This is a genomic window from Aeromonas sp. s11, from assembly GCF_040907945.1.
Lineage (GTDB): Bacteria > Pseudomonadota > Gammaproteobacteria > Enterobacterales > Aeromonadaceae > Aeromonas > Aeromonas veronii.
Map to the genome: position 1 here is coordinate 1 of NZ_JBFOCU010000054.1, position 3979 is coordinate 3979.

General features: G+C 55.0%; 4 protein-coding genes. 3 read left to right on the forward strand and 1 reads right to left on the reverse strand.

The features are described 5' to 3' along the window. The 3 genes from AB5Y84_RS15355 to AB5Y84_RS15365 form a co-directional block, all read left to right on the forward strand. A partial coding sequence (locus tag AB5Y84_RS15355) for a VWA domain-containing protein (RefSeq protein ID WP_368177302.1) occupies positions 1-2268 on the forward strand: 2268 nt, incomplete at its 5' end. An 86-nt stretch (positions 2269-2354) separates the two neighbouring features. Beyond that, the gene (locus tag AB5Y84_RS15360; RefSeq protein ID WP_005337339.1) at positions 2355-2915 is read left to right on the forward strand and encodes a hypothetical protein; all 561 of its coding nucleotides are present in this window, start codon (positions 2355-2357) and stop codon (positions 2913-2915) included. A 56-nt stretch (positions 2916-2971) separates the two neighbouring features. Beyond that, a complete protein-coding gene (locus AB5Y84_RS15365) occupies positions 2972-3688 on the forward strand; it encodes an SIMPL domain-containing protein (RefSeq protein ID WP_040066535.1) in 717 nt (238 codons plus the stop codon). 120 nt (positions 3689-3808) lie between these two features. Here AB5Y84_RS15365 and AB5Y84_RS15370 read toward each other — a convergent pair. Next, positions 3809-3979 (reverse strand): integrase core domain-containing protein (locus AB5Y84_RS15370; RefSeq protein WP_201902530.1); only part of this gene is annotated, 171 nt, incomplete at its 5' end.

Here is a 3979-nt window from a genome sequence, read left to right on the forward strand (position 1 = left end):
TGGGAGCAAGATGAAGAGGTAGCAGGGGACTGGAGCTGGAGTGGTGCGAGCGTGGCTGGTGTGCCGAGTTTCACTTTGCCGGCGGACTGGAGCGGTGTGGTGAATGGCAATGTGGCGGGGACCACGGACGAGGGTGAGGCAGACAGCAAGCCCTTCACCGTGAACATTGCTGGAAGGGCTGCTGGTGTGTTCGTTGTTGGCAGCAATACCTCGGATACCCCAGACAGTACCGGGACACCCACGACCGGGGATGATCACAAGGTGCCTAATCCCACTGGCAGTGTGGATGGTGTCGTGGCGGGTGGTGCCGGGCACGATATTCTGGTCGGGGATGTGGGCGGCACCGCCACTAACTTTATCCCGGGTGAAAATTACAATATAGCCTTGGTTGTGGATGTATCCGGCAGTATGGCTGGTGCCCGCCTGAGCATGCTCCAAGCATCCCTGACCCATCTGGCCAATCAGCTCAAGGATCATGACGGTGAGATCAATGTCACCTTGATCAGCTTTGCCACCAATGCCAGCGAGCGTGTGACCATAGTGGGATTGGATGCCAGCAATGTGAACACCCTGATCGGTGCCATAAATGATCTGGTTGCCAATGGTGGCACCAACTATGAGGCCGCGTTCAATCAGGCGGTGCAGTGGTTCAACAATGGCAGCAAGGCAGATCCCGGCTATCAAAACCTGACCTTCTTCGTCACGGATGGCAACCCGACTTACTACCTCAATGACAGCAATCAGGTAGCAGGACCGGGCAACAGTACCACCTACACTGTGGTCAAGGAGTCTGTCGATGCGTTTGCAGCGCTGAGCAGTATCAGTCAGGTTAATGCTATCGGGGTGACCAACAGCGTCAATCAGGAGCGGCTCAAATTCTTTGACAACACAACAGAGACTGGCTCGCAGTTCTACTCGGCCGGCAGCTTCCTTGACCTTGCCACCTTTGGTTCTGGAGGCACTGGCATCAATGAGGCCTCTGGATGGGTACGCAGTGGTGACCCACAAGGAACACATACAGTAACAGGGGGTTACCTGCAGATCCGTGAGGATCGCACAAATGCCGATACGGACCGTACTGTGCTGGCACTGGCCGTGGCCAATGCCATCCAGATCTCGGCCGCGCAAGCGGGGGCAAGCCTGCAGTTCCAGTACGCATTGAGAGATGTCAATGCGGTAGACAGCTTCACATGGAGACTAGTGAGGCTGGATGGAGGGGGCTGGGATCTGGCCAATCCCCTGCAAAGCGGCACCATCACCGGCATCAGTGATTCTGGTACCACAGCTTATAGCACCATTACCACCAATGGGTTGGCGGCCGGGCAATACGGGTTTGTGTTCGAACTGCTCGACAGCTCCAATGACCGGAATGCTGAGGTACGGATAGACAATATCCGGATCGAGCAGGGTTTCAATGCACCGATCGGCGATGCCCAGATTGTGACCAGTGCCGAGCAGTTGACGGCAGCCCTGACCGAGGGGGATCAGATTATCGTGTTGCTGGGGGCCGGCAATGACGTGGCCGATGGTGGTGTTGGCAATGACATCCTGTTTGGCGATGTGCTCAATACCGATACGCTGGCCAGCGAGTTGGGACTGGATCTGCCCCAAGGTTCTGGTTGGCTGGTATTTGAAACGCTGGAGTCCAGTCATGGGTGGACACGTGAACAGACGGTGGATTACATCCGGACCCACATTACTGAGCTGAGTGGGGAGAGTAGCCGCAGTGGTGGTAATGACACCCTATATGGTGGCAGTGGCAACGATATCCTTTTTGGCCAGGAAGGGAACGACACCCTTGTTGGAGGTGTCGGTGATGATTATCTGGATGGTGGTTCTGGTAGCGATATACTCTCGGGCGACCTTGGTAAGGACATTCTGATCGGTGGCCTTGGCAGCGATACCATGACCGGTGGTGGGGAGAGTGACACCTTCAAGTGGTTAGCGGGGGATGTGGACGGCAGTATCGATACCATTACTGATTTCACTTTAGGTGATACCAACAATGGTGGAGATGTACTGGATCTGTCGGATCTGCTGGTCGGCGTACCTACAGTGGGGAACAACGAGGATCTGGCTGTCGTGTTGGACAACTATCTGCAGTTCAACACGACGACCAAGACGTTGACGATAGATCCTGCCGGGGCCGGTGGGAGCCCGGAACTGACCATCCAGTTCCAGAACTCACTCGACCTTGCCTCACTGGGCTCCAATCAGGAGATCATCAAGCACTTGCTGGATGACGGTAACTTGAAGGTTGATCCGTAACCTTGTCTCGGGGCCGGGCTTGCCTAGCCCCTGTTTTTTCCTCAAGGGGATGGATAAGATAGCGGCAGTAGAGGAGAGGGGTAATCATGCAGTCATTCAACTGGGTCGACATTGATGGCATCCGTTATAGCTGGGATGGGCAGGGGAACATTACCTGCGCAGGCCAGTTTGGCTATCAGGCCTCGATCGCGGGGGATCGGCTGGATGGGATGGAGATTGAGAATGAGGCCGGTGATGTAGCGGGCTCGCTCTATGTTGACTTCGCTACGGCCTCTATCACTTATGTGCCGGTCATGGATACCGAGTCTGCCCATAACATGATTTTGGTTGGCCATCATCAGGGGCAGCAGGAGTATCCGCTGGCCAGTTTTCACTCTCCGTTGTTGCAAGATTTGCTAGGACCATCTGATACCATCCCTTGGTCTGCGATGGAGGAGGATAGTGGTGGCACCAATATCGGACAGGCGGTGCAAGGACACGTTCTGTCGTGGGACTCGTTCCATTTCGATGATGAGGTGTTGGTCTGTGGCGCGGCTCCTGCGCTGGATATGGCAAACCAGAGCCAGGATCCCGGCAGCATGGTCACCATTAGTCTCGATCTGACCAATCAGATACTGGATCAGCTCCCCCCCTTGCACGATATATGAATCCCGCAGCTGCACGGGCATAATGGCCTCAATCTTTCCGATTGAGGTTTTTTTCTATGTGGCGTCCCCTTCTTACTCTTTCCGCTCTGGTTGTCAGTGCTCCGCTGCTGGCGATTGAAGTGCCGCAAGCGCCCCATCTGGTGGTGAGCGGTTATGCCGAGCAGAAGACCGAACCCGATATGCTCACCCTCAATGTGGCGGTGAGTGCACTGGATAAGCAGGGCCTCAAGGCCAAGCAGCAGGTCGATACCAAGGTCGCAGCCTTTTTCAGCCAACTGGAAGGGTTGGGGATCAAGCGCAGCGATGTTGAGGCTGGCAACCTGATGGTCTCTCCGGAATATCAGTATGGCGAGAACAAGAAGCCGTTATTGTTGGGATACCGTGCTCAGCGACAATTGGCGGTGAAGCTCTATCAGCTCGACAAGTTGAGCCCCCTGATGGATACCGCACTCAAAGCCGGGCTGGAGTCCGTATCCCAGATTGAGTACGGGTTGAAGTCGCCGCAGGTCATCAAGGAGCAGGCCCGTTTGAATGCCGTTGAGGATGCCAAAACCAAGGCTGAATCTCTGGCCAAGGCGTTCGGGATGAAGCTTGGCAAGGTCTACAGTGTGGAGTACCGCAATGCTTCGCCCATTACCGCCTACAGCCGCAACCTGAAGTTGGTGCAGGCCATGGCGATGGCTGCTCCCGCGGCGGATATGGCTGACAACAGTTATCAACAACAGCAGATCACGGTAAGCGATAATATCGAGGCTGTTTTCTTGCTGGAGTGATATCCGTCGTTGAAGTCCAGTCATGAACAACCCCGCCATTTGCTGCGGGGTTTTTATTGCGCATCGATGCATGTCTAGTCCTGAAATAGGAGTACACATTTTCAACTAGCATTTCTCTACTCAGAACCCCCTATGTACCGCATCGGGGGTTCTGTATTTCAACGCATGATGCGGCCGTTCCGCGTTGTAAATATCTACTGCTTCACGCACCATTTCCCGCGCTTGCGTCAAATCCTGCGGGCTTTGCAACAATAACTCTCCTTTCAAAATCCCGTTCACCCGCTCCGCCAA

Excerpts from the sequence above, each read along its gene's own strand:
- AB5Y84_RS15360 (WP_005337339.1), top strand. The coding sequence starts at position 2,355 with ATGCAGTCATTCAACTGGGTCGACATTGATGGCATCCGTTATAGCTGG.
- AB5Y84_RS15365 (WP_040066535.1), top strand. The coding sequence starts at position 2,972 with ATGTGGCGTCCCCTTCTTACTCTTTCCGCTCTGGTTGTCAGTGCTCCG.